This window comes from Fibrella rubiginis (assembly GCF_017353185.1).
GTDB lineage: Bacteria > Bacteroidota > Bacteroidia > Cytophagales > Spirosomataceae > Fibrella > Fibrella rubiginis.
In genome coordinates, this window is sequence record NZ_JAFMYV010000002.1 from 362,388 (window position 1) to 388,162 (window position 25,775).

Below are 25,775 nucleotides of genomic sequence, written 5' to 3' on the forward strand. Positions count from 1 at the left end.
ACGTTAATCAGCCACAAAGGCAAACTCCGGATAGCCGTACAGTTCACTGGTCACGTTGGTAACTCCGTCGGGGAAGATGGCCGTGGCAGTCGACTTGTAGCAGGCATTCTGTAACAAAATACTGCCCGTGTTTGCCGGAAACAGCGTGCCGCTCGTCCGGTTGATGGTGGTATATTTCTTGTTTACCCCGCCCGACTGGCTGTTGATGCTAATCAGGTACTTTTTGCTTTTTTCGATGGTCAGCGCGTCAATCCCTTCCATCGTCAGTGCATCGGGTGAGGATTGTTCAATTGTCTTCTGACGCAGCACCGTCTTCGTGGTAAAGTCCCAGATAATGATGCGGTAGCTGCCTGGCTCAGGCATTTTGCTCCCTACTTTGGTGATCTTGCCCGTCGCCGACGAACTGAAAACAACGCCCAATTCCCAGGGGCCCGACGTGCGGGTGGTGATCGCCAGTGAGGCATCGCCTTTAACGAAGCTGCTCAGTGGCGTTTCCTCGGGTTTGGCATCGCCTCCTTTTTTGCAGCTTGTCGATGCCAATAGCAGGAGCAGAAACACACCCAAATAACCTGGGTTAACGGAAACAGATTGGGTTTTCATGATGGGGATAGCGGCGGAAAGCCAATTAATTCGGTGTAAATCTCCGCCCATTTTCATCCCGCCGCGTCCCATGAAAGGGTGACGTGGAAACTACCTGCCCTGTTGGCTACCCCCGGTATTTTGCTATGGCCTCGGTCACGGAGTGAACGTGGAGTTTTTCGTAGATACGCTTGATGTGCGTTCGCACGGTCTCAACGCTGATGTTTAATTCGGCGGCCACCAGCTTATAACTCAGACCTTTAGCCAGATACTGCAACACTTGGCTTTCGCGGGTGGTGAGCTGGTCCAGATCGGCCGAATGCCCAATCCGGGCAGGGAATGTCTGGATTACTTTCCGGGCAATACTCGGCGTCATGGGGGCGCCACCGGCATAGACCGACTGGATGGCCTCCAGAATCTGGTCGGGTGTGGTTTGTTTGAGCAAATAACCCGACGCCCCTGCGCACAAGGCCCGGAACACCCGGTCATCGTCGTCAAAGACGGTGAGCATAAGTACGTCGACGTTGGGAAACTCACGGTGGAGACCTGTTACGGCCTGAATACCGTCGCGGCCCGGCAGGTCGATGTCCATAAGCACCACGTCAGGTTGCAGGCTGTAGGTCTGGTCGTTGGCGTGCAGACAGTCGCCAAAGGCCCCCACCAGCGTATAGTCGTCCTCGTCGGTGATGAGGGCGCTGAGTGCTTCGCGCAGGGGCTGGTTGTCTTCGTATATAGATACCCGTATGGCCATAATGGGCTGGTTTTTGTAGTTGGCTGATAAGCGAAGGTACTGGCTCCGGCGCAGCAACAGCTACCATAATCATGGGAGTGGCAGGGCCTGTTTCGGCAACGGTCAGCTCGCCCCGCCACCTGCTACCAGTAGCCGAATAATGGTACCTTCGCCGGGGGCCGACTGTAGGGTTAGTTCGCCGCCAATCAGCTTGGCGCGGGCCTGCATGTTGCGCAGGCCGTTGCCACCGCCGGGGTTGCGGTAGGTGGGGTTGGCCGGGTCGAATCCGCAGCCATTGTCTTGTACCGTTAGCGCCAGGTTGTGGCCTTCGCGGCGTAGCGTGACCCGGATACCGTTGGCCCTGGCGTAGCGGGCCACATTGGTCAGGGCTTCTTTATAAATCAGAAAAAACTCGCGCCGCACCTCGGCCGACAGGCTCATGCCCTGCACATCGTCGGCTACGGAAAGGTTAAATACCACGTCGGTATCACTAAACAGCGTATTGCCCACGTCGGTCATGCGTGCGAGCACGTCGTTCATGGAGTCGTGAGAGGGGTTGATGCTCCAGACCATGTCACCCATACGGTCGATGACCTGCCGGGCGGTCTGGCCAATGCTGTCGAGTGCCTGTTGCGTTTTTTCGGGATTGCGCAGGGCATTGCGGCGGGCGGTCTGGCTCAGGATGCTGATGCTGCTGAGGTAGCTGCCCATATCGTCGTGCAGATCGCGGGCAATGCGGTCACGTACACGCTGCATCCGCAGCACCTGCCGCAGCCGCACCAGAAAGGCCAGGTAAATACCGATGCCCAGCACCACGAGCATGGCTAAAAACAAAACGGGCAGGAACCACCACCGCTGGTAAAAGGCCAGTTCTACGTCAAACCTGAACTGGGTTGGCGGGCTGTTGCTCCGCACGTTTTTCACCTGAAACGTATAGTTGTCGCCGTTTAGGTTAGAGTAGGTCACCACCCGCCTGTCGCCCGCCTGTACCCAGTCAAAATCGACGTTGCTGAGCCTGTAGGCATACTGGGCGTCGGCGGGTCGCAGGGTGTCCTGAAACGTGATGCCCACGTAGTTTTGCTTGTAATCAAGCAGGATGGGGCGGTTGAGGTTGAAGCAGACTGAATCGTGGAGGCTACAAAACTGCCTGATCCGAACCGACTGGCATCTACCGGGCAGTTCGGACCAGGACAGCAAACCCAACAGACAAATCAGTACGCGACGGGTCATTCGGTCATAACAGGTTGGTGAGCGGGTTGTTTGGTCAACTGTTGCTGTTTCCAGATACCCATGCAGGCCATGAGGGCATTACCCCAGATTATGAGCGGCGACACCACCATCAGCAACACGTTGAACAATTGCTCGTGGTAGCCGTAGAGCCATTGGCCGGTGAGGGCAAAGAACAGGCTATAGAGCTTTTCGAGTAGCAGCATCATATTAATCCAGAACCAGGGCGTGGCCCGTAATGACTGATCGGGGCGATGGGCCAGTTGTTCATTAAACCACACCAAACTTAGACAAATCACCCAACTATCAGACGCTACATAGCCCCATACCGAAAAGGATTCTACGCCCCGGAACATAACCATACTACCCAACAGCAGCATCAGCGCCACCGGGAACACCCGGATGGGCCATTGCAGGCGCTGATTGTCAACAACTGATCTGAAGGCAACTGAATACAGCCAGGCATAGGCAACTGGCCCCAGGTAATAGAGGGCATTGGCCGTTATGCCTAGATGACGGGTAATCAGTGACGAGATAACCAGCACACCACTAACCACAAACGCCCCCCAGATAGCCCGCAGTGGGCTATTCAGCCGCTGCCAACTCCACAGGCCGAGCACAATGGGGAGGACGTTGGCGGCCACGCCGATGTACCAGATCAGGAGTTGGTTGCTCATAGTAACGTGGTTAGTTGCCTTCGCCTCCCGGACAGTGGGGTCGGCAGGGCAGGGTACAATAGGCACCCGTGACGGTGTCGATATATTTGGTCCAGTAGATTGTTGGTTTTGGGCCATCGCCCGGCTCATCGGGGGCCTTGCTCCATGCTGGCCAAGGGTCACTTTCCCGATCTACCCCGGCCATAACCAGCCCCACCTGGGTAACAGACCGGCCTGTCGCGTCGGGTGATGTAAACACCATCGGCTCGATCCGAATCATGGCATGGTTTTGCAGCAGGTCATTATACAGCCGGTAGCGGCCAATAAAATACGACTTAGGGCGATCAGTGTCGGGGTCAAATGGCCACATGTGTACCTGACTGGCTTTCAGGTCCTGGCGGTCGCCCAGGGTGGCATCCTGCCAGACGTAGGGCGCATTGGGCTGGTTGGTCTTCGGGGCGTATATCTTACTGGGAGTGAGCGTGATATGGCACGCCCGCTGCTCAGGTGATGGGTTGTCATGGTCGAAGGCGGCTCCGTATTTCGTCGGTACGATCAGGAGCCTAAAATCGAGCGTCGGCCAGGGCTTTTTGTTGCTGATCGGGTCCCAGGCTGCATCCACGCCATTTAATTGTGGCACAAACCCCCAGTACAATTGCAGGCCGTGGGTGCCGTCGTGTTCGTAGACTAATTGCTTCAGCATGGCTTTGGTGATGAAAATAGGCCGGGCCGTCCGTTTCACCATTGGCCCCTGCACCGTGAATTTGGTGATCGCTTTTTTGAAGTCTTTTGTGGCCTTCATCAGACCGTTGTGGCGGGCCAGAATAAACGGGTCGGGCGTGTGACCGGGCATGTAGCCAGCCTTGTCTTCGGCCAGCATGGCTTCAAGGGAGGCAGGGTTCCCCAGCGAATCGTCGCAGGGGGCAGTGTGGAGTGGATGCATTAGATTGATTAGTTTAGGTAAAAAAGAAAATCCATGCCCTACCTGATTTTAAAAATCGACCCTTCTGTACAGCTATCAGCTAACTGGCTGAAGTCGCTGGAAGCCACAGACAGCACGTTTACTGACGTCTATACCGAATTAGTCACCGATACCAGCCCCCAGGAGAATGGGCGTTTGAGGCCTGACACCGATACCTACACAAAGTCCAGTGCCCAATTTACCCCGATGGACGAGCAACGTGTCGTTGATTTTGCGAAGAAGAATAACCTTAGTATCTCCTTTTTATTTAAAGGTAGTTCGCCAAGGGCAATTGCTGATTTTCAGCGGTACTACAGGCTGAACCGGCCCGATGGCGTCAACTACCTGAACTACTTCAGGCTGTCTAATCCGAAGGGGGAAATTCCGCCCGAAACCGAACGGCGGAAGCTAGTAGACGTTCAGGGGGTTACCTACCTGGAAGCCCAGCCCGACGACGAAAGAGTGCCCCTGACGCATCACCCCAACGCCAACAAACCAGTGTCTGGGCAACCTCGCACCATCTCGCTCTTAGCCCGACTAATCCGGTTCATTGTTGCTATAGTCCGGGTTATTATTCGGGTTATTTTCACCCTGTTTAGAAGTGGCCCCGCCCCCATAGCCCCTCCGCCCATCAGCTCATGCCAGAATTACATGCAGGAACTGGGTATCGACCAGGCCTGGCTCCGACCGCAGCCCGGCACAGGGCAAGACGTTCGACTGGCCATTATTGACCATCAATGGATGCGGAATATCACACCACTCTACACGATTCCACCTGCCAACTACCCCAATCCAAACCCCGACGGAGCAACTGACCACGGCACCAACACGCTTGGGGTGCTGCTGCCCCGTTTTTCAGTTCCGTCTCGGCCTTACGTTGGGCTGGTCCCCAAAACAGACGTATACCTGAGCACAGTAGATGGCCCAAATGGCATTCAGGACAATCATTCAGCACTGTTAAATGCCAAGTTGAATGCATCGGGACCAATCGTAACGGACAAAACCGGCGTTATACTGGTTCAGATAGGCACCAGTGCGGGCCAGCTACCGCTGGAAAACCAGAATTCCACGATTTTTGATATCATCAAGTGTGCTACCAGTGCACCAGTAAGTATCGCGGTGGTGGAAGCAGCAGGAAATGGCACCTCTACTATCAATACTACCACCGATTCGGGGGCCATTATGATAGGGTCTACCAATTACCCCACTCCTCCGGCTGTAAACCACCGGTATACCCGTAGAGCCAACTCCAATTCAGGACCACGTATTGATGTCTTCGTATGGGGCGACCAGATCCGGACGGTGGTCAACGTTGGACCAACACCTGCCACTTTCACCGACACCTCTGCCGCCTCTACCATTGTGGCGGGTATTGTGTGCAGCCTTCAGAGCATTGCCCGCGCGCAATACGGTAAGGTAATTCCGCCTGGCGAACTACGTAACTGGCTGCGTGCCGTGAATCAACCAATGGGTACGGGTGCGGCAACCACTTATAAGATGCCCCTCATGGCTGATCTTCTGGTTAAACTGGATGCCTACTGCACGACTCATTAGGCTGGTTAACTGCTTCGTTGGTTGTCTCATCGTGGCAAACAGTCCGGTGGCTTAGTAATATTGCCGGGTTGCCTGCTACAAAGATGAAGTAGCCAGATAGGCTTGTCTATCCCATAAAAGGTGATACGCAAAAGTCCCCGCCACCTCAGCAGAGGGCGGGGACTCACTTTTCAGGTAGAGTGTGGATAGGAGAGAGCTATAGGGGTGCGGATGTAGGCGGAATAGCCAGCAAAGTCAGTCTGGTAGGTGGTAATAGGCTTTTACGGCGGCGTAGTCATTGCGGTCGATACCGTCGTTGCCGACCCGGCCTGAGGCTACGCTGCCGGGAATGATTACGTAGCGCATTTTTTGGGTGCTCAGGGCATAGCTGGCTTTTAGTTCTACCCGGCCTACATAGAAACGCTGGTGAACCGTGTAGGCAGTGGTGCCAACTACTTCAGCATAGGGCAGGGTAATTACCCGGCTGCTTTCGCTCCAGTACACGCGGATGTCGGCTTTGTCGAGCACGTCCTGCGTAATTTTAGGGGCCGTGATATTACCGGTATACGTGGTGCCGCTGCCTGTAAAAGCCACGTCGATCCAGGCTGAATAGATCACGTTGGCGGTGCCGGGGTCGCCTTTAGGGCCTGCCGCGCCGGGATCGCCTTTGGGTCCGGCTGGCCCGGTGGCACCGGTGGCACCCTGCGGGCCTACTTCGCCGTCTTTGGCTTTCTGACAGGCACTGACCGATATGGCCAGTGCAGTAATGAGTACGAGTAGCGTGCGGAATGAAGGGCGTGTTGTCATGGCGTTGGGCAACACCGTTTGTTTTGGTATGTGGCTGATCGGTTGCCCGTGACAAAATTGAGCAGAGAGCCCCCGGCTATGTATCCCATATTTGCGGTACTACGCACTTATACGTGCTTGCCCGATGCTGCTAGAACTACCTGCTGGAGCAACAAAAAAGCCTTCTACGAGCTGTAGAAGGCTTTTTTGCGCCTGCTCAAAACAGAGTCATCAGCCATTTGCCAATGAGCCAACGGTAATAAATCAGGTATTACCAAACGGCTGAGTACGTGTTTCTACTGGTACACCCGTACGTAATCGACCTCCATACGGCGGGGCCAGATTGTTTCGTCCACGCCTTTTTGCCCGCCCCAGTCGCCGCCTACGGCCAGGTTCAGCAGCAGGAAAAACGGTTTGTTAAACGGCCACTGTGCTTCGGTGCTGCCCAGTTCGGCGCGGTTCACAGAGTTGTATTTGAGGTCGTCGACATAGAAGTCGATCTGGTCGGGCGTCCAGTCGACGGCGTAAACGTGAAACGCCGTTGAGGCCGTGGCTACCGTGGTGTGCTTGCCTTTCTGGGTGCCTTTGCGGTGGTTGTAGGCTTCGCAGTGGATGGTGCCATGTACTTCACCCTGATCGAAACCAACGTGCTCCATGATGTCGATTTCACCACCCAAAGGCCAGCCAACGGTCGAGACGTTTTTGCCCAGCATCCAGAAGGCGGGCCAGGTGCCGCGTCCGTCGGGCAGTTTAATACGGGCCTCGAACCGGCCGTAGGTCCAGCTGGCGGTATTTTTGGTCAGCAGCCGGGCCGAGGTGTACTGACTGCCCTGGTAGGCTTCTTTGCGGGCCTCGATGATGAGGTTACCGTTTTCGACGCGGGCATTTTCGGGGCGGTTTTTCGTATAGAATTCCAGTTCGTGGTTGCCCCAGCCGTTGCCGCCCACGTCGTAACCCCACTTGGTGGAATCAGGCAGGCCGTTTTTGGTAAATTCATCGGCCCAGACAAGCTTGCGTTGGGGCGTGGTCTGGGCGTAGGTTGCCGTGCAGAGCAGGAGGAAGGGAAGGAGGTGTTTCATGAGTGAAAGCTATGGGTTGACGGGGCTATTCTACCCCTTTTACCTGCATTGACAGCGTGTAGACAGACTCAGAGGCCGTGATGAACAGGGTGCTGCGGTCTTTTCCGCCAAAGCAGACATTGCCCACCCACCGCGCCGGCACGGGGATATTGCCAAGCCTGGTTCCTGCCGGGTCATAGACGGTCACGCCCCGCCCCGTCAGGTATACGTTGCCCTGGTTGTCGAGCGTCATGCCGTCTGACCCCTGCGTCACAAAAAGCTGCCGGTTGGTCAGGGTGCCGTCTGGTTTGATCTGGTATTTGTAGGTCTTGTTATCCCGAATATCGGCCACGTACAGGTGCTTGCCGTCGGGCGTACCCACAATGCCGTTGGGCTGCTTCAGGTCGCCATCAACCACTACGGGTTCCTGTTTGCCTTTGGCGAGGTAGTACACTTTCTGTCCGTCGATGTCGGGTTTTTTTCGCTCCCAGTAGTCGCGCTGGTAGTAGGGGTCGGTGAAGTAGATGCCGCCCTTCTGGTCGATCCACAGGTCGTTGGGACCGTTTAATTTCTGCCCCTGCACCCCCGACAGTACCACCGTGGGTTTCGCCGACGGGCTGATGGCCCAGATCTCATTTTTTTCATCCGCGCAGGCGTACAAGGTCCCTTTTTTGTCGAAATACAATCCGTTGGACCGCCCGGTTTTGTCCATAAACACCGACAGCTTGCCGTCGGTATCGTACCGCCAGATTTTGTCGTTGGGCTGGTCGGTGAAATAGATAACCCCGTTCTTGTCAACGGCGGGGCCTTCCGTAAATTTAAATTGGTCCGAAACCTGCACGAGCGTTGCGCCCGGCTTTACTGTCTTTATCGAATCCATGGATTGGCTATAGGCTCTATGGGTAAAAGGCAGCTGGGTAAGCAGCAGGCATGTGGTCAGGATGTACCGGTGTTGGTAGCGCATGCTGGATTGGGTTTAGTGTATGTTGCATCCTAAAACAAGACCACTGCCATACTTTACCGCTGCCCAAAGGCCCAGGTCAGGAAATTGGGCATAATGGCGCTCCAGGTTTTCTGGTTGTGTTCACCGCCGACCACTTCCACGTAGCGTATATCACCCTGATTGCCAGGCGTTTCGCGGATAAACCCTTTTTTCTCCAGGGCCTTGATGATGTCGAGCGTATCGTCGATGGAATCGATCACGCCGTTGTTGTTGCGGTCGCTCGTTTCGTCGTGGGTGCCGGTTTGGAGCCAGAACGTCAGGGCGGGTTTGGTGGGGCTTGCCCGGATGAGGCTGTGCATGATCCGGTCGGTGTCGTCGTCATAGGCGTTGTTGAATGCCTTTGACCGCCACCAGAACGATCCCGAAAAAACACCTACCCGGCTGAACCGGTCGGGGTGATGAAACGCCATATCAAACGCCGACAGACCCCCAAGCGAAAATCCCGCAATCACGTTGTCGGCGGGGGATGTTGAGACGCGGTAATGGTGCTGAACGTAGGGCATGAGTTCGGTCAGCACAAAGTCGGTGTAGGCTTTTGCTTTGCTGCCCCGGTTCAGGTAATCGGGCTGGGCGGCGGTGCCGTACTCCTGAATCCGGTCGACGTTGGCGTGGGGGGCCACCAGCACAAAGGGGCTGATTGCCTGCGCTTTGTAGAGCGAATCGAGCACCTCGTTCATCCGCAGTTTGGGAATGTCCTGGCCGTCGTTGAGGTACAGTACCGGTAGGAGGGGACCTGCTTCCGAATAGCCCGGCGGCAGGATGATGGTCAGGTGAACGGGCCGGTTCAGGGGCACCGATACGAGCGAATCGTCGGGTAATACCGTCACCGAGGCCGACGGCTGGGCCGAGGCAGACGTCAGCATAAAGGATAAAAATAGGCTACAGAATAAATTCACAGAAGGCAAATTACCGTCATTTTGGCCAAAAGTCCGTTCTTGCGCCGGGCCTTTTCTCCGTTTGTCTATGCAAGAATCCTATAGTAAGTACTATTCCCACCGGCTGGGCCGCGACATCGAGATGCTGGTCTACGGGCATTGGGGGTACCCGGTGCTGTTGTTTCCCACCACCATGGGCCGCTACTACGAGGCCAAGGATTTTAAGCTGACCGACGCCATTCAGGGCCACATTGATTCGGGCCGTATCAAGCTCTATTGCATCGACAGTATCGACAAAGACAGCTGGTATGCCCGGCACCTGCACCCCGGCACCCGCATCTGGAACCACGTACTCTATGACCGGTTCATTTCGGAAGAGCTGGTGCCCCATATTCAGCGCGAATGCAGCGTAGACAAAATCGGCGTAGCGGGCTGTAGTTTCGGTGGTTTTCAGGCGCTTAACTACGCCTTTCGTCACCCCGATCAGGTGGCGCACCTGATGACAATGGGTGCCAAATATGACATACGCTCATTTATGGATGGCTATTACGACGACAACGTGTACTTTAACAACCCCGTCGATTACATGCCCAACGCCCAAAATGATCACCTCTACCAGATGCGCATTGTGCTGGGCACGTCGGAATACGATTTTTGTAAGCCCTCAACCCTCCAGATGTCGGGTATCCTGCACAACAAAGGCATCCATCACTGGCTCGACGTGAAGCCCTGGGGCGAACACGACTGGCCCGTCTGGCGCAGCCAATTCCCGGAGTATCTGAATGGCATTTAAAATAGGGACCGGATTGGGCTACTTTTTTGGACAGGATTAGCAGGATTTAGGCGGTCCGCCGCTGCGGATGAACAGGATTTTTCTTTGCTCTACTGCTTGTATTCAGAGTAAAAAAGGAAATCCTGTCCATCTTCAAATCCTGTCCAAAAAAGTAGCCCAATCCGGTCCCCCTTACCTATAAACGCATATGAAAAAAATTGGAGTACTACACGGCATGGAACGCTCGTTTCCAGAGGCCTTTGTTCAGCGGGTTAACGAGAAGCAGTCTGATTTTCAGGCCGAACCCGTATCTATTGAGCGCGTAGAGCAGGGCGTAGCCACAGACTATGCCGTTATCATCGACCGTATTTCGCAGGACGTACCGTTCTACAAAGCATACCTTAAAAACGCCGCCCTTACCGGCACCGCCGTGGTGAACAATCCCTTCTGGTGGAGTGCCGACGAGAAATTCTTCAACAACGCCCTGGCCGTGCAACTGGGCGTGCCGGTGCCAAAAACCATCCTGCTGCCCTCGAAACACCGCCCCGACGACACCAAGCATGAGTCGTTCTCGAACCTGCAGCACATGAACTGGGGTGCCATTTTCGAGCGAATTGGTTTTCCGGCGTTCATGAAACCGCACTCAGGCGGGGGCTGGAAAAACGTCTATAAGGTAGACAACGCCGAGGAGATGTTCCGCGCCTACGACGAAACCGGGCAACTGGTGATGCTCTATCAGGAGGCCATCGACTTCACCGACTATTTCCGGTGCTACTGCATTGGCGGCAAAGACGTGCGGATTATGCCCTACGAACCCCGCAACGCCCCCCACCTGCGCTACGATGCCGAAATGAAAACAACAGGAGACGCGGGCAAGAAGCTCATGGCCACCATGCACGATTATATCCTGAAGCTGAACCATGGCCTGGGCTACGACTTCAATACGGTTGAATTCGCCGTGCGGGATGGTATCCCCATTGCCATTGACTTCTGCAACCCCGCCCCCGACGCCGACGTAAACTCGGTAGGGCAGGCCAACTTCGACTGGGTGGTGGAAGCCGCCGCCAACATGGCCATTGAACGGGCCAAACGCGTGCAAAAAGGCAAAGACAACCTTACCTGGGGTACGTTTGTGCGGGGGTCGGTGATGGGCACGGGCCTGACCGAAGCCAAAGCAGACAAGAAAGCCGATGCCGCCAAGATGGAGGTAGGTCAGCCCGTAAAAGAGAAAGCCGCCAAGAAGGATTCCAACCCCGAAAAGGCACCGAAGTCAGACAAGAAAGATAAAGACGACAAACCGAAAAAAAAGAAGTAGGGTTATTTGCCCATGTCTGATGGTCCCTTGCTGCTGAAACGTGGCAAGGGACTATTTGTTAATACGCGGGTCTAACCCATACCTTAGCCAATGGCCGGGTCAGCTAGTCGCGGCAGCCCCACTGTTTCCAGCAAGCATAGTCAATATGAATAGTCAGTATGTTATTGGCGTCGATTTTGGCACCGATTCGGTGCGTGCCCTGCTCGTGGATGCGCGCACGGGCGAGACCGTAGGTACGCACGTTCACGAATACACGCGCTGGAAGCAGGGGTTGTATTGTGATCCGGCTCAGTCTCAGTTCCGGCAGCATCCGCTCGATTACCTCGAAGGGCTTGAAGCGGCCATCACCGGCGCGCTGGCCAGCGTACCCGATGCCGTTCGGCAGCAGGTGGCGGGTATCTCTGTCGACACCACTGGTTCAACACCCGTTGCCGTGGATGAAGCAGGTACGCCCCTTGCCCTGCGCCCCGACTTTGCCGACAACCCCAATGGCATGTTCATTCTCTGGAAAGACCATACCGCCAACCTCGAAGCAGAGCAGATCAATGACCTGGCCCACCACTGGGCTACCGACTACACCAAATACGTGGGCGGTATTTACTCGTCGGAATGGTTCTGGGCCAAAATCCTGCGGACGCTGCGGGTCGACGCCGCCGTTCGGCAACAGGCTTTTTCGTGGGTTGAACACTGTGACTGGATCTCTGCGGTGCTGACGGGTAATACAAATCCGCTGAGCCTGAGGCGGTCACGTTGCGCGGCAGGGCATAAGGCCCTCTGGCACGGCGATTTTGGCGGCCTGCCCTCCGATGAGTTTCTTACCCGGTTAGACCCGTTGCTGGCCGGTCTGCGCGACCGGCTTTTCACCGAAACCTACACCGCCGACCAGCCGATGGGTAACCTCTCGGCGGCGTGGGCCAAAAAGCTGGGCCTGTCGACCGGCGTGGTCATCGGCGTGGGGGCGTTTGACGCACACATGGGCGCGGTGGGAGCCGAGATCGAGCCTTACGCTTTCGTGCGCATCATGGGCACGTCGACCTGCGATATTCTGATGGCGCCTACCCACGACATCGGGCACCGGCTCATCCGGGGTATTTGCGGGCAGGTTGACGGGTCGGTGGCACCGGGCATGCTGGGCATGGAGGCGGGGCAATCGGCCTTTGGTGACGTGTACGCCTGGTTTGCCCGCCTCATCACCGAGCCGGTGCGGGCGTTGCTGGGCAACGACGCCGCCACAACCCTGGCGGAGCAATTGATACCCTACCTGGCTACTGAAGCCGCCCAACTGCCGCTGACAGAAGCAGACCCGATTGCCCTGGACTGGGTCAATGGCCGCCGCACGCCCGACGCCAACCATACCCTCAAAGCAGCCGTGGCCGGGCTGAACCTGGGCACCGATGCGCCACGCCTGTTCAAGGCGCTGGTAGAAGCCACGGCCTTTGGGTCGCGCAGCATTGTGGAGCGGTTTCTGGCCGAAGGGGTGCCCATCAAAAGGGTCATTGCCATAGGAGGGGTGGCCAAAAAGTCGCCCTTTGTAATGCAGACCCTGGCCGACGTGCTCAACAAGCCTATTCAGGTGGCGCAGTCCGACCAGGCCTGTGCGCTTGGGGCAGCCATGTTTGCGGCGGTGGCGGCGGGTGTTCACCCCAGCCTGAGCAGTGCCCAGCAAGCCATGGGGTCGGGCTTCGATGCCCACTATCACCCTCGCCCGGCGCAGGTGGCTATCTACGAAACGCTGTATCACCGATACCTCAGGCTGGGTGCGTTTGTCGAGAATGAAACCGCGCCGGGGCCAGTGAATCCAGCATAACTACTTAACTGTCAGTATTATCTGTTACTCACCTGATGCATAACCTAAAACAAGCTGAAATCTGGTTCGTCACGGGCAGCCAGCACCTGTATGGCGAAGAGACCCTGCAGCAAGTGGCCGGGCACTCCCAGATGATCGCCCATTTTTTGGACAACGCAGCGGCCATGCCCGTGCGGGTGGTGTTCAAGCCCGTTGTCAAAACACCCGACGAGATTTATGCCATCTGTCAGGACGCCAACGTGACCCCGGCCTGTGTGGGCCTGGTGACGTGGATGCACACATTCTCGCCGGCCAAGATGTGGATTCGGGGGCTGACGATTCTCCAAAAGCCCCTGTTGCACCTGCACACGCAGTTCAACCGCGACATTCCGTGGCAGGCTATCGACATGGATTTCATGAACCTCAACCAGTCGGCACACGGCGACCGCGAGTTTGGCTTCATGCTGTCGCGGATGCGGCTGAACCGGAAAATTGTTGTTGGCTACTGGCAGGACCCGTCGGTGGTTGAGCAGCTGGCAGGCTGGGCGCGGGTGGCAGTGGCGGCCCACGAACTGAAAACGCTGAAGGTGGTCCGCTTTGGCGATAACATGCGTCAGGTGGCTGTCACCGAAGGCGACAAAGTAGCCGCCGAAATGACCTTCGGTATGTCGGTTAATACGCACGGCATTGGCGACCTGGTGGCCGTGATTGGGCAGGTGACAGACGCTGACGTTGACCGGCTGGTTGAAGCATATGCCGATGGCTACACACTGATGGCGGCCCTGCAACGGGGGGGACCACAGCACGAATCCCTGCGCAATGCCGCCCGGATTGAGCTTGGTCTGCGGACGTTTTTGCAGGAGGGCGGCTTCGGAGCCTTCACCGATACGTTTGAAGACCTCCACGGCATGACCCAGCTACCCGGCATTGCGGCCCAGCGGCTTATGGCCGAAGGCTATGGGTTTGCCGGCGAGGGCGACTGGAAAACGGCGGCCCTGGTGCGGACCATGAAGGTGATGGCGGCGGGCCTGCCGGGCGGCAATTCATTCATGGAAGATTATACCTACCATTTCGATCCCGTAAACCCGCTGGTGCTGGGATCGCATATGCTCGAAATATGCCCGTCTATCGCCGCCGGTAAACCGAGCTGCGAAATTCATCCGCTTGGTATTGGGGGTAAAGCAGATCCCGTCCGGCTGGTGTTCAGCGCCCCGGCGGGGCCTGCCATCAACGTGTCGCTGGTTGATATGGGTAGTCGTTTTCGGCTGATTGTCAACGAAGTAGAGGCGGTGACGGTGACCGAAGCCCTGCCTAAACTGCCCGTTGCCCGCGCCCTCTGGAAACCCATGCCCGATATGGCCACCGGCTGCGCCGCCTGGATTATGGCCGGTGGGGCGCACCATACCGTTTACAGCCAAAACCTGACCATAACCCATCTCGACGACCTGGCCGACATGTTTGGCGTTGAACTGGTAGTCATTGATAAACAGACAAACCTGCGTCAGTTGAAAAACGAACTGCGCTGGAGCGAGGCAGCCCACCGATAAAGACGTCCCATCATACCATGTACACTACCCTACAGGATGAATGTTATGAAGCCAACATGCAGCTCCCGAAGCTGGGGTTGGTCCTGTTTACGTTTGGCAACGTCAGCGCGGTAGATCGCGGCCGGGGCGTGTTTGCTATTAAGCCCAGCGGCGTACCCTATGCGCTGCTGAAACCCAGCGACATGGTCATCTGCGATTACGAGGCGCGGGTAGTGGCCGGTACGCTGCGCCCCTCGTCAGACACCAAAACCCACGCCCTGCTCTACAAAACCTGGTCCGATATCGGGGGCATTACGCATACGCACAGCACCTATGCCGTGGCCTGGGCACAGGCGGGGCTGGACATCCCCCTTTTTGGCACTACCCACGCCGACCACACCCACCACGACATTCCCTGCGCCCCTGTCCTGACCGACGCCATGATTCAGGGCGATTATGAACATGAAACGGGCAACCAGATTATCAATGCTTTTCGCGATAAGTCACTGTCGCACAAAGAGGTAGAAATGGTGCTGCTGCAAAACCACGGGCCTTTCACGTGGGGAGACACAGCCGAAAAATCGGTGTATAACGCGGCGGTGCTGGAAGAAATCGCCCGGATGGCGCACCTGACCCTGCAACTAAACGCCGACACGCAGCGCCTGAAAGATACCCTTTGCCAGAAGCATTACCAGCGCAAACACGGCACCGATGCCTACTACGGGCAGGGCTGCTAACCCGGCCTTTTTGTAGCAGAACTTTGCACACTTTGGTGGGCATACGTGTTCTATAGGTATGCTTTTTCCGTTTCGTTTTGAACTGACGACACCTGCGGTCGATGACCGTCCTGTGTTTGTTACCGGTAACTTTTGTGAGTGGGCTACTGGCCTGGACGCCACGCAACTACAACCCACCGGCCCCGGCACCTACGCCGTTGATGTGCTGCTGGACGAATCCCTGCCCGACGGGCTTGACTATAAATATTACCGGGGTGGTGAGGGAAGTCTGGAACTGGATGACGAAGGCGAACTAACGCCTAACCGCACCGCCAACCGCGCCGATGGACTGGAGAAAGACTATGTGCCATTCTGGCAATGGAACGGGCTGCCGATCAATCCGGCCCACCTACCCATCGAGCAGGTACTATACATTGATGAACCTGACCAACCCGAACCACGCCGGGTGCAGGTGGCGTTGCCTTATGACTATGTCACTAGTGACCAGGCGTATCCTGTGCTGTACATGACTGACGGTCAGAATATTGTCGGCGAAGGGTCTGGCTATGGTTCCTGGAAGGCCGAGTTCAGAATGGCGCAGCTGGCGAGTCGTGGTCAGCAGGGGGTGATTATCGTGGCCGTAGACCATGCAGACGAAGCGCGGATGGGGGAGTACACTGTCGAGGCCAGAAAGGCGGGTCTGGGTAAGGGTGATGCGCATATCAATTTTCTGGTGAACACCGTCAAAGCGCATATCGACGCGAACTACCGGACCCTGCCCGATGCGGCCCATACGGGTATTGGTGGGTCATCATTGGGTGGGTTGCTGGCAGTTTGGGCGGGGCTGCGTCGGCCTGATGTCTTCGGGCGGTGGCTGGTGTTTTCGCCCGCACTCTGGATATCGCCGGGCGTGTACGCCGCTGCCCGGCAACAACCCCTACCCGCCGACACGAAAATTTACCTCTACGGCGGCGAGGCTGAATCAAGGAATATGGTGCCGACGCTTCACCGCCTGCAAAACAGTCTGCAATGTGCCACAGAAGATGAGTGCGCCTACCTGCAAATAGCCGTTGACCCAGCCGGTAAACATGAAGAGTGGCGCTGGAGCCGCGAGTTCGGCAAAGCCGTGGCGTGGCTGTTTTTCAATGTACAATGAATAATGCACAATGGCTTTGCATGAGAAGGTCTGAGCGCAAAGCCATTGTACATTGTGCATTATTCATTGCGGTCCGCCGCTGCGGTACATTCCCTTTACTACCCTCGGCAGAAGGCTTCCCAGAGGCGGGAGTAAAGCACTTTGGCGTAGTCGCGCAGGCCGGAGGGCGTGCCGTTGATGGTAACGGGCGCAAACCGGCGCGAGGCCGTGGGCATGGGTTCAACGCGGATCGAGCGGCGGTTTTGGCCGGTAGCAATCAGGCGCAGGCCTGCATCGGGCAGGTCCATTTCGCAACGGTCGGGTCGGTTACCGGCATTGGCCAACTGACGGGTGAACGACTGTAGCTGATGGGCATCGAACCAAGTCAGCAGCGGCATTTTTAACCGCTCGGTCTGGGGCCCCCGCTGACCCAAAAAATGCAGCGACAACAACGAACGGTCATCATCGCGGTCTCTGCGATTTTGCACCAGTACGTCCAGCAGATCGAAGGGTGCGGCCTCGGTAGATGTAGAAAGTTCGATGTTCATAGGTTGATGAAGATATGTTGGTAGATGACGTACAGACCAAACCGTTGTGAGCTGCTTAGGGTTTCTCCAAACAGAGGTAACGGAATGATGAATCTACGAAATTATCGTCTACCCCTTGAGACTCAACACGTATGCAGACGTCAACTTTTATTCAACGGTCCTGCTGTTACCCACCCCTATTTTCATGCTTCAGATTGCCTACGCGCCGCTCTACAAACACGAACTTCCCGCCAGCCCGCCCCGTGGCAATGAACCCGGCGAACCGCATCGGTTTCCGATGATTAAATACGAGCTGATTCACGAACAGCTTCTTTATGACGGCACCTGCACCGAGGCTAATTTCTTCGCTCCCGGCCCCATCGACGACCGGTGGGTACTGGGCGTTCATACGCCCGAGTACGTCCACGCCCTGAAAACGCAGACCGTAGATGCCCGGATGGTGCGTCGTATTGGTTTTCCAATGTCGCCGCGCCTCATCGAACGCGAATGGGTGATCACGCAGGGCACCCTCGACTGCACCCACTACGCCCGCCGCGATGGCGTGGCGATGAACGTGGCGGGCGGCACCCACCACGCCTACCCCGACCATGGCGAAGGTTTCTGCATGCTTAACGACGTGGGGGTGGCGGCCCATTACCTGCTTGAAACAGGGCAGTCGCGCAAGATTCTGGTGATCGACCTCGACGTGCATCAGGGCAACGGTACGGCGGTGATGTTTGGGCATGAGCCGCGCGTGTTTACGTTCAGTATGCACGGTAAAGACAACTATCCACTCAAAAAAGAGCAATCGGACCTCGACATTCCGCTGCTAACCGGCACCGGCGACGACGTATTTCTGAACACCCTCTACGACACGCTGCCCCGCCTGCTGGCTATTGAACAGCCAGATTTTTTGTTCTACGTAGCAGGCGTAGATATCCTGGCCACCGACCGCCTGGGCAAACTGAGCGTGTCGATGGCGGGGGTGAAGCAACGCGACGAATTTGTCTTTGAACAGGCCCGGAAACACAACCTGCCCATTGTAGTCTCCATGGGCGGCGGCTATTCTCCCCGCGTCGCCGACATCGTAGATGCCCATTGCAACACGTTCCGGGTAGCGGCGAATCTGTATTTTTAAGTTTACAGTTTTCTGTTGCTTCGCGATGTACCACTAAGCTGGCGAAGCAACAGAAAACAGCAAACTGTAAAACCCTTCCTACCTCCCGCAGATTTTCGTGTACTGGCAAAACTCGCAGGCGGCGAGGTTGGTGGTCATCGTAAAGGGGTCGTCGGAGAACATACGCTGCACGAAAATGGTGATGAGCTTTTCCGATTCTTCGATGTACGTTGCGTGGTCGTTGTCGTCGGAAAAGGCCACGCGGTTGGTCTTGAACTGGGGGGTAGCGGGGTCGGCGCGGAACGAGTAAAAACCCGCTTCGACGGGGTAACCATTGGCACGCCCGCTCTTGAGAAACAGATACTTATACAGCCAAAGCTGCCTGATTTTGTCCCATCTGCCTTCGGCTGCGTCGGTGATCGACTCGCGCAGGTTGGGCATTTTCACGGGCAGTTCCACCTTGCCGGTTTTGTAGTCGACAATGCGAATCGTGCCGTTATCCAACTGCTCGGTGCGGTCGAGTTTCCCGCCAATACGCACGTGAACGATGGTACCACCGCCAATATCGACGGGCAGAGTAGTGGCAAAGTGTTCCTCCAGCCCGAGAATGCGAATGCCCCGTCGGGCTGTTTCCTCGTTCTGGAACTGCTGAAACTGCACCATAATGTCTTCGGCCAGTTTGTAGAACAGCAAATTGTACCCCGTATCGGCCACTCGCCCCGACATCACCTTGGCGTATTGTTCTTTCAATACCTGTAAGACAATGTCTTTTGTGACAGGCAGTTGGCGCATCCGGTAGTCGCGGTCGATGGCTTCCAGGGTCTCGTGCATCCAGGTACCAAACTCGTCGGTACCGATGTGTTCGTCGAGGTCGCGCTCTTCGCGGATGTTGACCAGCTTGTGAAAATAGAACTGCATCCCGCAGGATACGTACTGATTCAGGTGCGTGGGATAGATGCCGTGCTTGGTCAGGTACGTTGTCAATTTCGCCTTGATCGCGTCGCTTTTTTGCACTTGCAAGAGCGCGGCTTCCTGCCGATCTGCCCCTGCCGCGAGCCGGAGACCAGGTTTAAACAGTGTAATGGTGCCGTTGGCGGCGGGCACCAGTTCGTGTTCGATCTGCCGCAAAAAACGGCTGGGTTCTCCCTTGCCGTTGCCATAGGCGTCGGGCGTGGTGGTATACAGGAACGTGACGTCTTTGGCCCGTTGCAGCAGGCGGTAGAGGTGATAAGCCGTAATCGACTCCTGTTCGCGGTAGGTGGGCAGGCCTACTTCAAGAGCTATGTCAAACGGAATCAGCGAGTTGTGCTTCCGGGCCTGAGGTAGTACGCCCTCGTTGGCCGACAGCACGATAACCCGCTCAAAATCAAGCCCCCGCGTTTCCAGCAAACCCATCAACTGCACAGGACTGTCGCCCTCACTGGTGAAGGGGATGGTGGTTTGGCGGATCAACTCGTTCAGAAATTGCCGGAAACTTTTCAGCGTCACGGCCGGGGTTCGGCCTCCCGGGGCGCCGGTCTGCTGCGCCTGCTGCCGAAGCGTGGTTTCCAGTTGCTTCAGCAGGCTAAAAAACAGGTACAGGTATTCAATTTCAATCGTGTCCTGCCCCTCGCGATACACATCGCGGAGCAGGTCGATCAACTCGTACAGCGCCTGAATCGCCAGTGTGGGGTCATGGTCGGGCCAGGGAGTAAACAGGATACCAAACAGCGCGTCCTGCTGCCCCAGCGCCCGCAGTTCGTCGCTGCTCAGGTAGGCCCGTTTGCCCGAAATCAGTTCACCCAACAGCCAGTCGATCAGTGGTTTAGGTAGTTCGTTGGGTTGGTCGGGTGCCAGCAGTTCGTTGATGGTGGCATATTGCCGGACGAACGGATGGTTCAGCAACTTGGTCACCTGCCGATGGTGAAACTTGGGTATCGATTGTCCGCCGGGGTCGTTGAAGCGGACCAGCGTGCGTTGTAACTCGAACAGCGTGTCGACGAGGGTGAACAGCAGCGAATGGCGCAGGCTGAGACCCATCGTAACGTTGAGGTCGCGTACGGTCTCGTTCAGCGAATACAGCACGGGAATCAGCAGTGTTTCGTCGGCCAGGACCACGGCGGTGCGGGGCGTGTGGCCTCCCACCGTTGGGGTTTCGCTCACCAGCTGCCCCGCCAGTTTGGCCTGCAACGAGGCCGTAGGTACCCCCACCATGCGGTAGGTGCGGCCCGGCGTTTCGGTGAGGTCACGCCCGGTTGTGACGGTGTTGCCCAGCCCCGGCCCGCCACTGCGATCTTTAAAGCCGGGCAGGCCTATCTGCTTGTACTTCCGCAGAAAAACACCCGCCTCCTGCCGCCCGTTCTGCATGTAGTAGGCGTCGGTGTCCCAGATCAGTTCGGCCTTGTTCGCTTTGGTCAGCACCCTGATAATCTGCTCTTCGGCGGCACTGAGCGCGTTGAACCCAACAAAGTAAATTTTCTCGTAGAGCGGGTTGCCCAGCAATCGGGCTTCTACTTCGTTGGCCAGCAGCCGGTAGGCCATGCCCCTGTAAGCCAAGCCCTTGGCTGTCAGGCGTTCGCGCAGCCGGTGGTAAGCGTCTTTGAGGTTGGTGAAGAGCTTGAAATACTGGCTCGTAACGGGCGTATTAACGACCGGCGCCGCCCCCGACGGTAGTTGCAAGTTCCAGGTTTCGAGGCGTTTGGCTTCCGTGAGGTAGCCAAATAGCTTGTCGGCATCGATCAGAAACTGGTCGATCCGGTCGAAATCGGTCAGCAGAATAGAGGCCCAGCCCACAAATTTGTCGAATTCGACCTGGTGTTCCAGTTGCTGAAACACGTCATACAACTCAAACAGCAGGCTGACCGAGTCGATGATCTGCACGTCGGCGGCTTCAGTAATGAAGTCATCGACGGCTACGGCGTGGGGGGCCAGCATGGGCCGGTCGGTAAGCTCGGCCAGTTCCTGATTAAACACCGAAACGGCCCGCCGCGTGGGCAAAATCACCCAGACGTGATCCATCTGGTGTTGATGTTGCGCGAAAATAAGTTGGGCAGTTTGTTGCAGGAAGGTCACGGCGGTATGGGCTTAACTAAGTAAAGATAACCCCGTCCCGGCAAAGCTCCGTCACGAAAGTTGCCCCGCCAGGGCTGTCAGTTGCGCTAAATAAGCCTGATTGGTCTCACCCCGCTGCGTCGCTGATTGCAGCAAAGCGTTGTATTTGTCCGTATAAAAGGCAGCATCGCGTTGTGGCTGACGTACTTGTGCAAACAGGCCGTTGAAATCGACAGTGTCCAGATTGGTCATATCGGCGGTGTCTATGCAGGTGACTAATTCGTTGGCGAGATCACGCCGGTAGACCACAAACCGGTCAACGGCTAGTTCGCGGGTAGCCCGGTTCAGGTTGGCGGGTATATTATGATACGCCTAATCATGCACGGCAATGGCCGAAAAACGCCCTATATGCGTCTGTGTCATGTCGCGCTCGTAGCGGTCAAAAATACCCAATAGGCTTTCAACGCGTGGAATGGCAAGCGCGTGAAGTTCGGCCCGAAAACCGTGCGCCAGCAACTCCGATACCGTATTTTGGATGACCGAAAAGTTGCGCATGGTGCCCTCCACGATGAAATTATAGCCTTTTGTCAGGCATTCATTCTTGGCCTATTCCACCAGCGCGTTGGAAAATGGCTGGGTGTGGTGCGGTGCTTCGGTGCCGTATTGGCTGTAAATGGCGTTGTAGTTAGGATGATATACCCGGAATTCGTCGCCGTTGATAACGACAAATTGGCGTTCAGCCATTCGTCGTTTGATCGTCTCGATCAGATTTGTTTTACCAGAGGCTGGCTGCCCTCCCAATAATATACCTTTCGGCCTATCGATTAACTGAGGCTGAACTCGTTTGAATAATTTTCGGCTTATCCGCTTTTTTTGGCGATCAAATTGGCGACGTGTAAAATCAGCTAGCGGCATTGGTCAGCGGGGCACAGCCGCAAAAGTGTACTGTTGTTTGATATGGGGGGCGTAAACCGTAGTCACTTTGTCAAAAATAGAGGCTGTGTCTTTTCCTGCATAAATGGCCTGAATTTCGTCGTCGTACACATCCAGTTGTTGAATCATGGCTTTATAGCGAGGATCATTTTGTACAGACTCGTCTTCTTCATTAATGCCTTGCTCCTCGAATGAATCCAGTAACTGATTCAACTTTCCATTTGCCTCCGCAATCATTTTGCCGATGATTTCGATGGCGACATCGCCTTTTACCCAATCGTTAAATTCTTTAGCGGCTATGATTAGCTCGTTTGATCAACCCATTGCAAGATAGTAGTTTGTTATTGAATCGTACCGATGTTACGACCCGCTGGGCCTGGCAGTCCCCCTTCAGAAAATGGAAGTCACCGCCGTTTGTGCCCCACAATCCCGCCCAATAGGCTATTTTTGCACGAAAGTGACGTGAATAACAGGGTCTTCATGAAGAGTCATTATTCATTGTACCGCATCGGCGGACTGGGCGTCCCCGACCGATTCTTCATTATATATTCCGAAATGGCCGATTATAACCACCGCGAGACCGAATTGAAATGGCAGCGGTTCTGGGAACAAAACCAGACCTACAAGACTGACAATCAATCTGACAAGGAAAAATATTATGTCCTCGATATGTTTCCCTACCCGTCGGGGGCGGGGTTGCATGTGGGGCATCCACTGGGTTATATCGCCTCCGATATTGTGGCGCGGTACAAGCGGCTGAAAGGGTTCAACGTGTTGCACCCGATGGGCTTCGACAGCTTTGGCCTTCCCGCCGAACAATACGCCATTCAGACGGGGCAGCACCCCGCCCTCACCACGGAGGTTAACCTGACGCGCTATATTGAGCAACTGAAAAACATTGGCTTCAGCTACGACTGGAGTCGGGAAGTGCGCACGTCTGACCCCAGCTATTACAAGTGGACACAGTGGATTTTCATGGAACTGTTCCGGTCGTGGTATAACCGCGATACCGACAAAGCCGAACCCATTGAGACGCTGACGGCCAAGTTTGCCCAGAACGGTACGGCGGGTGTCAATGCGGTTACGGCCGACGGCCTGCCGCAGTTTACCGCCGAAGAATGGAACGCCAAAACCGAAACCGAACAGTATGCCATCACCCTCAACTACCGCCTCACCTACGTGGCCGACGCGGTGGTGAACTGGTGCCCCGGCCTGGGTACGGTGCTGGCCAACGACGAAGTAAAAGACGGACCCAACGGCACGCGGGTGTCGGAGCGGGGCGGATATCCCGTTGAGCAGAAACTGATGCGGCAGTGGATGATGCGCATCACTGCCTACGCCGACCGCCTGCTCTACGGCCTCGACACCATCGACTGGACCGAATCCATCAAAGAGCAGCAACGCAACTGGATTGGCCGGAGCGTGGGAGCGAGCGTTAGATTTACGATTTACGATTTACGATTTACGAATGATGGTTCTACTAAACACCATCCTGACGCAGTGAAAAATCGTAATTCGTCCATCGTAAATCGTAAATCAATAGACGTTTTCACCACCCGCGTGGATACGCTGTATGGCGTCACGTTTATGGTGCTGGCCCCTGAGCATGAACTGGTTAACGAGTTGACTACGCCTGAACAGCGTGAGGTGGTGGAGGCATACGTGGCGGCGGCGAAACTGCGGTCGGAGCGGGACCGGATGGCGGAGGGCAAAACCGTGTCTGGGGTGTTTACGGGTAGCTATTGCATCAATCCCATCAGCGGCGAACAGGTGCCGATCTGGCTGGCCGACTACGTGCTGGCGGGCTACGGAACGGGCGCGGTGATGGCCGTACCCTCCGGCGATCAGCGCGACTACCTCTTTGCGAAGCAGTATAATCTGCCCATCGTACCCGTTCTCGACGCCCAGAAGAACCTCGATGAGCAGGCCGATAATACCAAGGAAGGCCACTACATCAATTCGGAACTGATCAATGGCCTGACCTACGCCGAGGCTACGGCGAAATTGATTGCGGCATTGGAAGCCAAAGGGGCAGGCAAAGGCAAAGTCAATTACCGGATGCGCGACGCCGTGTTCAGCCGCCAACGCTACTGGGGCGAACCCGTACCCGTTTATTTCAAGCCCCGCGTGGATTCGCCGAACGAGCAGGGCGAACCGCTTCCCTACCTCATCGACGAGGCCGATCTGCCGCTGGAACTCCCCGCCGTGGACAAATACCTCCCCACTGAAACCGGCGAACCCCCACTGGGCCGCGCCGAAGACTGGAAGTATAAGGAGAACTATCAATATGAGTTAAGCACCATGCCCGGCTGGGCGGGGTCGTCGTGGTACTGGTACCGGTACATGGATCCGCAGAATGACCACGAATTTGCCTCTTCTGAAGCCATTGCCTACTGGAAAAACGTAGACCTCTATATCGGCGGCACCGAACACGCCACGGGCCACCTGCTCTACAGCCGCTTCTGGAATAAATTCCTGAAAGATCGGGGCTATGTGCCTGAGGAAGAGCCGTTTAGAAAGCTCATCAATCAGGGTATGATCCAGGGCCGGAGCAATTTCGTGTATCGTCAAATTGGTACCGGCATGCCCGGCGTGCCCCCCGTTTACGTGTCATTTGGCCTGAAAGATCAGTACGAAACAGTGGAGCTTTACGTCGACGTGAACATTGTCGATAACGATGTACTTGATACGGAAGCATTCAAAAAATGGTCTGCCGACAATGCGGACGCGACATTTATCCTCGAACCAAACGGCACGTATGTCTGCGGATTCGCCGTGGAAAAAATGTCGAAATCGAAGTACAACGTGGTCAACCCCGACGATGTAGCCGAACGTTACGGGGCCGACGTGCTGCGGTTGTATGAGATGTTTTTGGGGCCGCTGGAACAGGCGAAACCCTGGAATACGAACGGCATCGACGGCACATATCGGTTCATTCGGAAACTGTGGCGGCTGTTTTATAAAGTTGCACCCAACGGTGAAAACCAGGATGCTCAAAGCGAATGGATTGTGACGGACGAAGCGCCCACGCGGGAGGAATTGAAGGTGTTGCACAAGACCATCAAAAAGGCGCAGGAAGACATTGATAACTTCTCGTTCAACACGTCGGTGTCGGCGTTTATGGTGTGCGTCAACGAGTTAGCGCAGTTGAAGTGCCACAAGCGGGCCATTTTGCAGGACCTGGTACTGCTGTTATCTCCCTACGCGCCGCACATCGCCGAAGAACTGTGGGCCGCGCTGGGCAACGAACCAGGCACCGTGTCAAAAGCGTCGTACCCCGTTTTCAACCCGCAATTTCTGGTCGAAGATGCCTTTGAATACCCCATTCAGATTAACGGCAAAGTGCGCACCACCATCAGCTTCCCCCTCGATCAGTCGTCCGAAAGTATTGAGCAGGAAGTACTGGCCAACGAAGTAGTGATCAAGTGGCTGGAGGGCAAAGCCCCCAAAAAAGTAGTTGTAGTCCCCAAGCGGATCGTGAACGTAGTACCTTGATCAATGAGTGAATGA

Annotated in this window: 22 protein-coding genes and 1 pseudogene; 9 read left to right on the forward strand and 14 right to left on the reverse strand. The window is 56.0% G+C overall.

Annotated elements, in window-relative coordinates:
• Window positions 1-3: 3 nt before the first annotated feature.
• The 5 genes from J2I47_RS05045 to J2I47_RS05065 form a co-directional block, all read right to left on the reverse strand.
• Window positions 4-600, reverse strand: coding sequence for a DUF4082 domain-containing protein (locus tag J2I47_RS05045; protein WP_207363466.1), 597 nt, complete (start codon window positions 598-600; stop codon window positions 4-6).
• A 106-nt stretch (window positions 601-706) separates the two neighbouring features.
• Window positions 707-1,330, reverse strand: a complete 624-nt coding sequence (locus J2I47_RS05050; RefSeq protein WP_207363467.1) for a response regulator — start codon at window positions 1,328-1,330, stop codon at window positions 707-709.
• Between the two features lie 102 nt (window positions 1,331-1,432).
• Window positions 1,433-2,539 carry an ATP-binding protein gene (locus J2I47_RS05055; protein ID WP_207363468.1) on the reverse strand — a complete coding sequence of 369 codons (1,107 nt, stop codon included), beginning with the start codon at window positions 2,537-2,539 and terminating at the stop codon, window positions 1,433-1,435.
• Window positions 2,536-3,213: a hypothetical protein gene (locus J2I47_RS05060; RefSeq protein ID WP_207363469.1), complete on the reverse strand. Its 678-nt coding sequence runs from the start codon at window positions 3,211-3,213 to the stop codon at window positions 2,536-2,538. Before J2I47_RS05060 ends, J2I47_RS05055 begins: the two co-directional genes overlap by 4 nt.
• A 10-nt stretch (window positions 3,214-3,223) precedes the next feature.
• Window positions 3,224-4,135: a hypothetical protein gene (locus tag J2I47_RS05065; protein ID WP_207363470.1), complete on the reverse strand. Its 912-nt coding sequence runs from the start codon at window positions 4,133-4,135 to the stop codon at window positions 3,224-3,226.
• Between the two features lie 33 nt (window positions 4,136-4,168).
• Here J2I47_RS05065 and J2I47_RS05070 point away from each other — a divergent pair, with 33 nt between their 5' ends.
• The gene (locus J2I47_RS05070; RefSeq protein WP_207363471.1) at window positions 4,169-5,707 is read left to right on the forward strand and encodes a S8/S53 family peptidase; all 1,539 of its coding nucleotides are present in this window, start codon (window positions 4,169-4,171) and stop codon (window positions 5,705-5,707) included.
• Between the two features lie 234 nt (window positions 5,708-5,941).
• On the opposite strand, the gene J2I47_RS05075 is transcribed toward J2I47_RS05070, so the two are convergent.
• From J2I47_RS05075 to J2I47_RS05090, 4 genes are all read right to left on the reverse strand, one after another.
• A complete protein-coding gene (locus J2I47_RS05075; RefSeq protein WP_207363472.1) occupies window positions 5,942-6,493 on the reverse strand; it encodes a collagen-like triple helix repeat-containing protein in 552 nt (183 codons plus the stop codon).
• A 275-nt stretch (window positions 6,494-6,768) separates the two neighbouring features.
• Window positions 6,769-7,551, reverse strand: coding sequence for a glycoside hydrolase family 16 protein (locus J2I47_RS05080; RefSeq protein ID WP_207363473.1), 783 nt, complete (start codon window positions 7,549-7,551; stop codon window positions 6,769-6,771).
• 25 nt (window positions 7,552-7,576) lie between these two features.
• Window positions 7,577-8,410, reverse strand: coding sequence for an SMP-30/gluconolactonase/LRE family protein (locus J2I47_RS05085; RefSeq protein WP_207363803.1), 834 nt, complete (start codon window positions 8,408-8,410; stop codon window positions 7,577-7,579).
• Window positions 8,411-8,547: 137 nt separating this feature from the next.
• Window positions 8,548-9,396, reverse strand: a complete 849-nt coding sequence (locus J2I47_RS05090; protein ID WP_207363474.1) for an alpha/beta hydrolase — start codon at window positions 9,394-9,396, stop codon at window positions 8,548-8,550.
• A gap of 100 nt (window positions 9,397-9,496) precedes the next feature.
• Here J2I47_RS05090 and J2I47_RS05095 point away from each other — a divergent pair, with 100 nt between their 5' ends.
• From J2I47_RS05095 to J2I47_RS05120, 6 genes are all read left to right on the forward strand, one after another.
• Window positions 9,497-10,201, forward strand: coding sequence for an esterase family protein (locus tag J2I47_RS05095; RefSeq protein ID WP_207363475.1), 705 nt, complete (start codon window positions 9,497-9,499; stop codon window positions 10,199-10,201).
• Window positions 10,202-10,388: 187 nt separating this feature from the next.
• The gene (locus J2I47_RS05100) at window positions 10,389-11,495 is read left to right on the forward strand and encodes an ATP-grasp domain-containing protein (protein WP_207363476.1); all 1,107 of its coding nucleotides are present in this window, start codon (window positions 10,389-10,391) and stop codon (window positions 11,493-11,495) included.
• Between the two features lie 145 nt (window positions 11,496-11,640).
• Complete coding sequence (locus J2I47_RS05105; RefSeq protein WP_207363477.1) at window positions 11,641-13,302, forward strand: ribulokinase; 1,662 nt, start codon at window positions 11,641-11,643, stop codon at window positions 13,300-13,302.
• A gap of 35 nt (window positions 13,303-13,337) precedes the next feature.
• Window positions 13,338-14,828: an L-arabinose isomerase gene (gene araA, locus J2I47_RS05110; protein ID WP_207363478.1), complete on the forward strand. Its 1,491-nt coding sequence runs from the start codon at window positions 13,338-13,340 to the stop codon at window positions 14,826-14,828.
• Between the two features lie 17 nt (window positions 14,829-14,845).
• Complete coding sequence (locus tag J2I47_RS05115; RefSeq protein WP_207363479.1) at window positions 14,846-15,544, forward strand: L-ribulose-5-phosphate 4-epimerase; 699 nt, start codon at window positions 14,846-14,848, stop codon at window positions 15,542-15,544.
• Between the two features lie 58 nt (window positions 15,545-15,602).
• Entirely contained in the window at window positions 15,603-16,679 is a 1,077-nt protein-coding gene (locus J2I47_RS05120) for an alpha/beta hydrolase (RefSeq protein ID WP_207363480.1), read from the forward strand.
• 98 nt (window positions 16,680-16,777) lie between these two features.
• On the opposite strand, the gene J2I47_RS05125 is transcribed toward J2I47_RS05120, so the two are convergent.
• Window positions 16,778-17,206, reverse strand: coding sequence for a hypothetical protein (locus J2I47_RS05125; protein ID WP_207363481.1), 429 nt, complete (start codon window positions 17,204-17,206; stop codon window positions 16,778-16,780).
• Between the two features lie 184 nt (window positions 17,207-17,390).
• On the opposite strand from J2I47_RS05125, the gene J2I47_RS05130 reads away from it, so the two are divergent.
• Window positions 17,391-18,323 (forward strand): histone deacetylase family protein, encoded by a 933-nt coding sequence (locus J2I47_RS05130; RefSeq protein WP_207363804.1) that lies wholly within the window; start codon window positions 17,391-17,393, stop codon window positions 18,321-18,323.
• 78 nt (window positions 18,324-18,401) lie between these two features.
• On the opposite strand, the gene J2I47_RS05135 is transcribed toward J2I47_RS05130, so the two are convergent.
• From J2I47_RS05135 to J2I47_RS05155, 4 genes and pseudogenes are all read right to left on the reverse strand, one after another.
• Window positions 18,402-21,353, reverse strand: coding sequence for a PD-(D/E)XK nuclease family protein (locus J2I47_RS05135; RefSeq protein ID WP_310587625.1), 2,952 nt, complete (start codon window positions 21,351-21,353; stop codon window positions 18,402-18,404).
• A gap of 51 nt (window positions 21,354-21,404) precedes the next feature.
• Entirely contained in the window at window positions 21,405-21,641 is a 237-nt protein-coding gene (locus J2I47_RS05140; RefSeq protein ID WP_207363482.1) for a hypothetical protein, read from the reverse strand.
• Between the two features lie 63 nt (window positions 21,642-21,704).
• Window positions 21,705-22,247 (reverse strand): annotated as a pseudogene (locus J2I47_RS26485) (zeta toxin family protein).
• 3 nt (window positions 22,248-22,250) lie between these two features.
• On the reverse strand, window positions 22,251-22,502 hold the full coding sequence (locus tag J2I47_RS05155; RefSeq protein WP_207363485.1) for a hypothetical protein: 252 nt from the start codon (window positions 22,500-22,502) through the stop codon (window positions 22,251-22,253).
• 318 nt (window positions 22,503-22,820) lie between these two features.
• Between J2I47_RS05155 and leuS the strand changes: the two genes are divergently transcribed.
• Window positions 22,821-25,760, forward strand: a complete 2,940-nt coding sequence (gene leuS / locus J2I47_RS05160) for a leucine--tRNA ligase (RefSeq protein WP_207363806.1) — start codon at window positions 22,821-22,823, stop codon at window positions 25,758-25,760.
• Window positions 25,761-25,775: the final 15 nt, after the last annotated feature.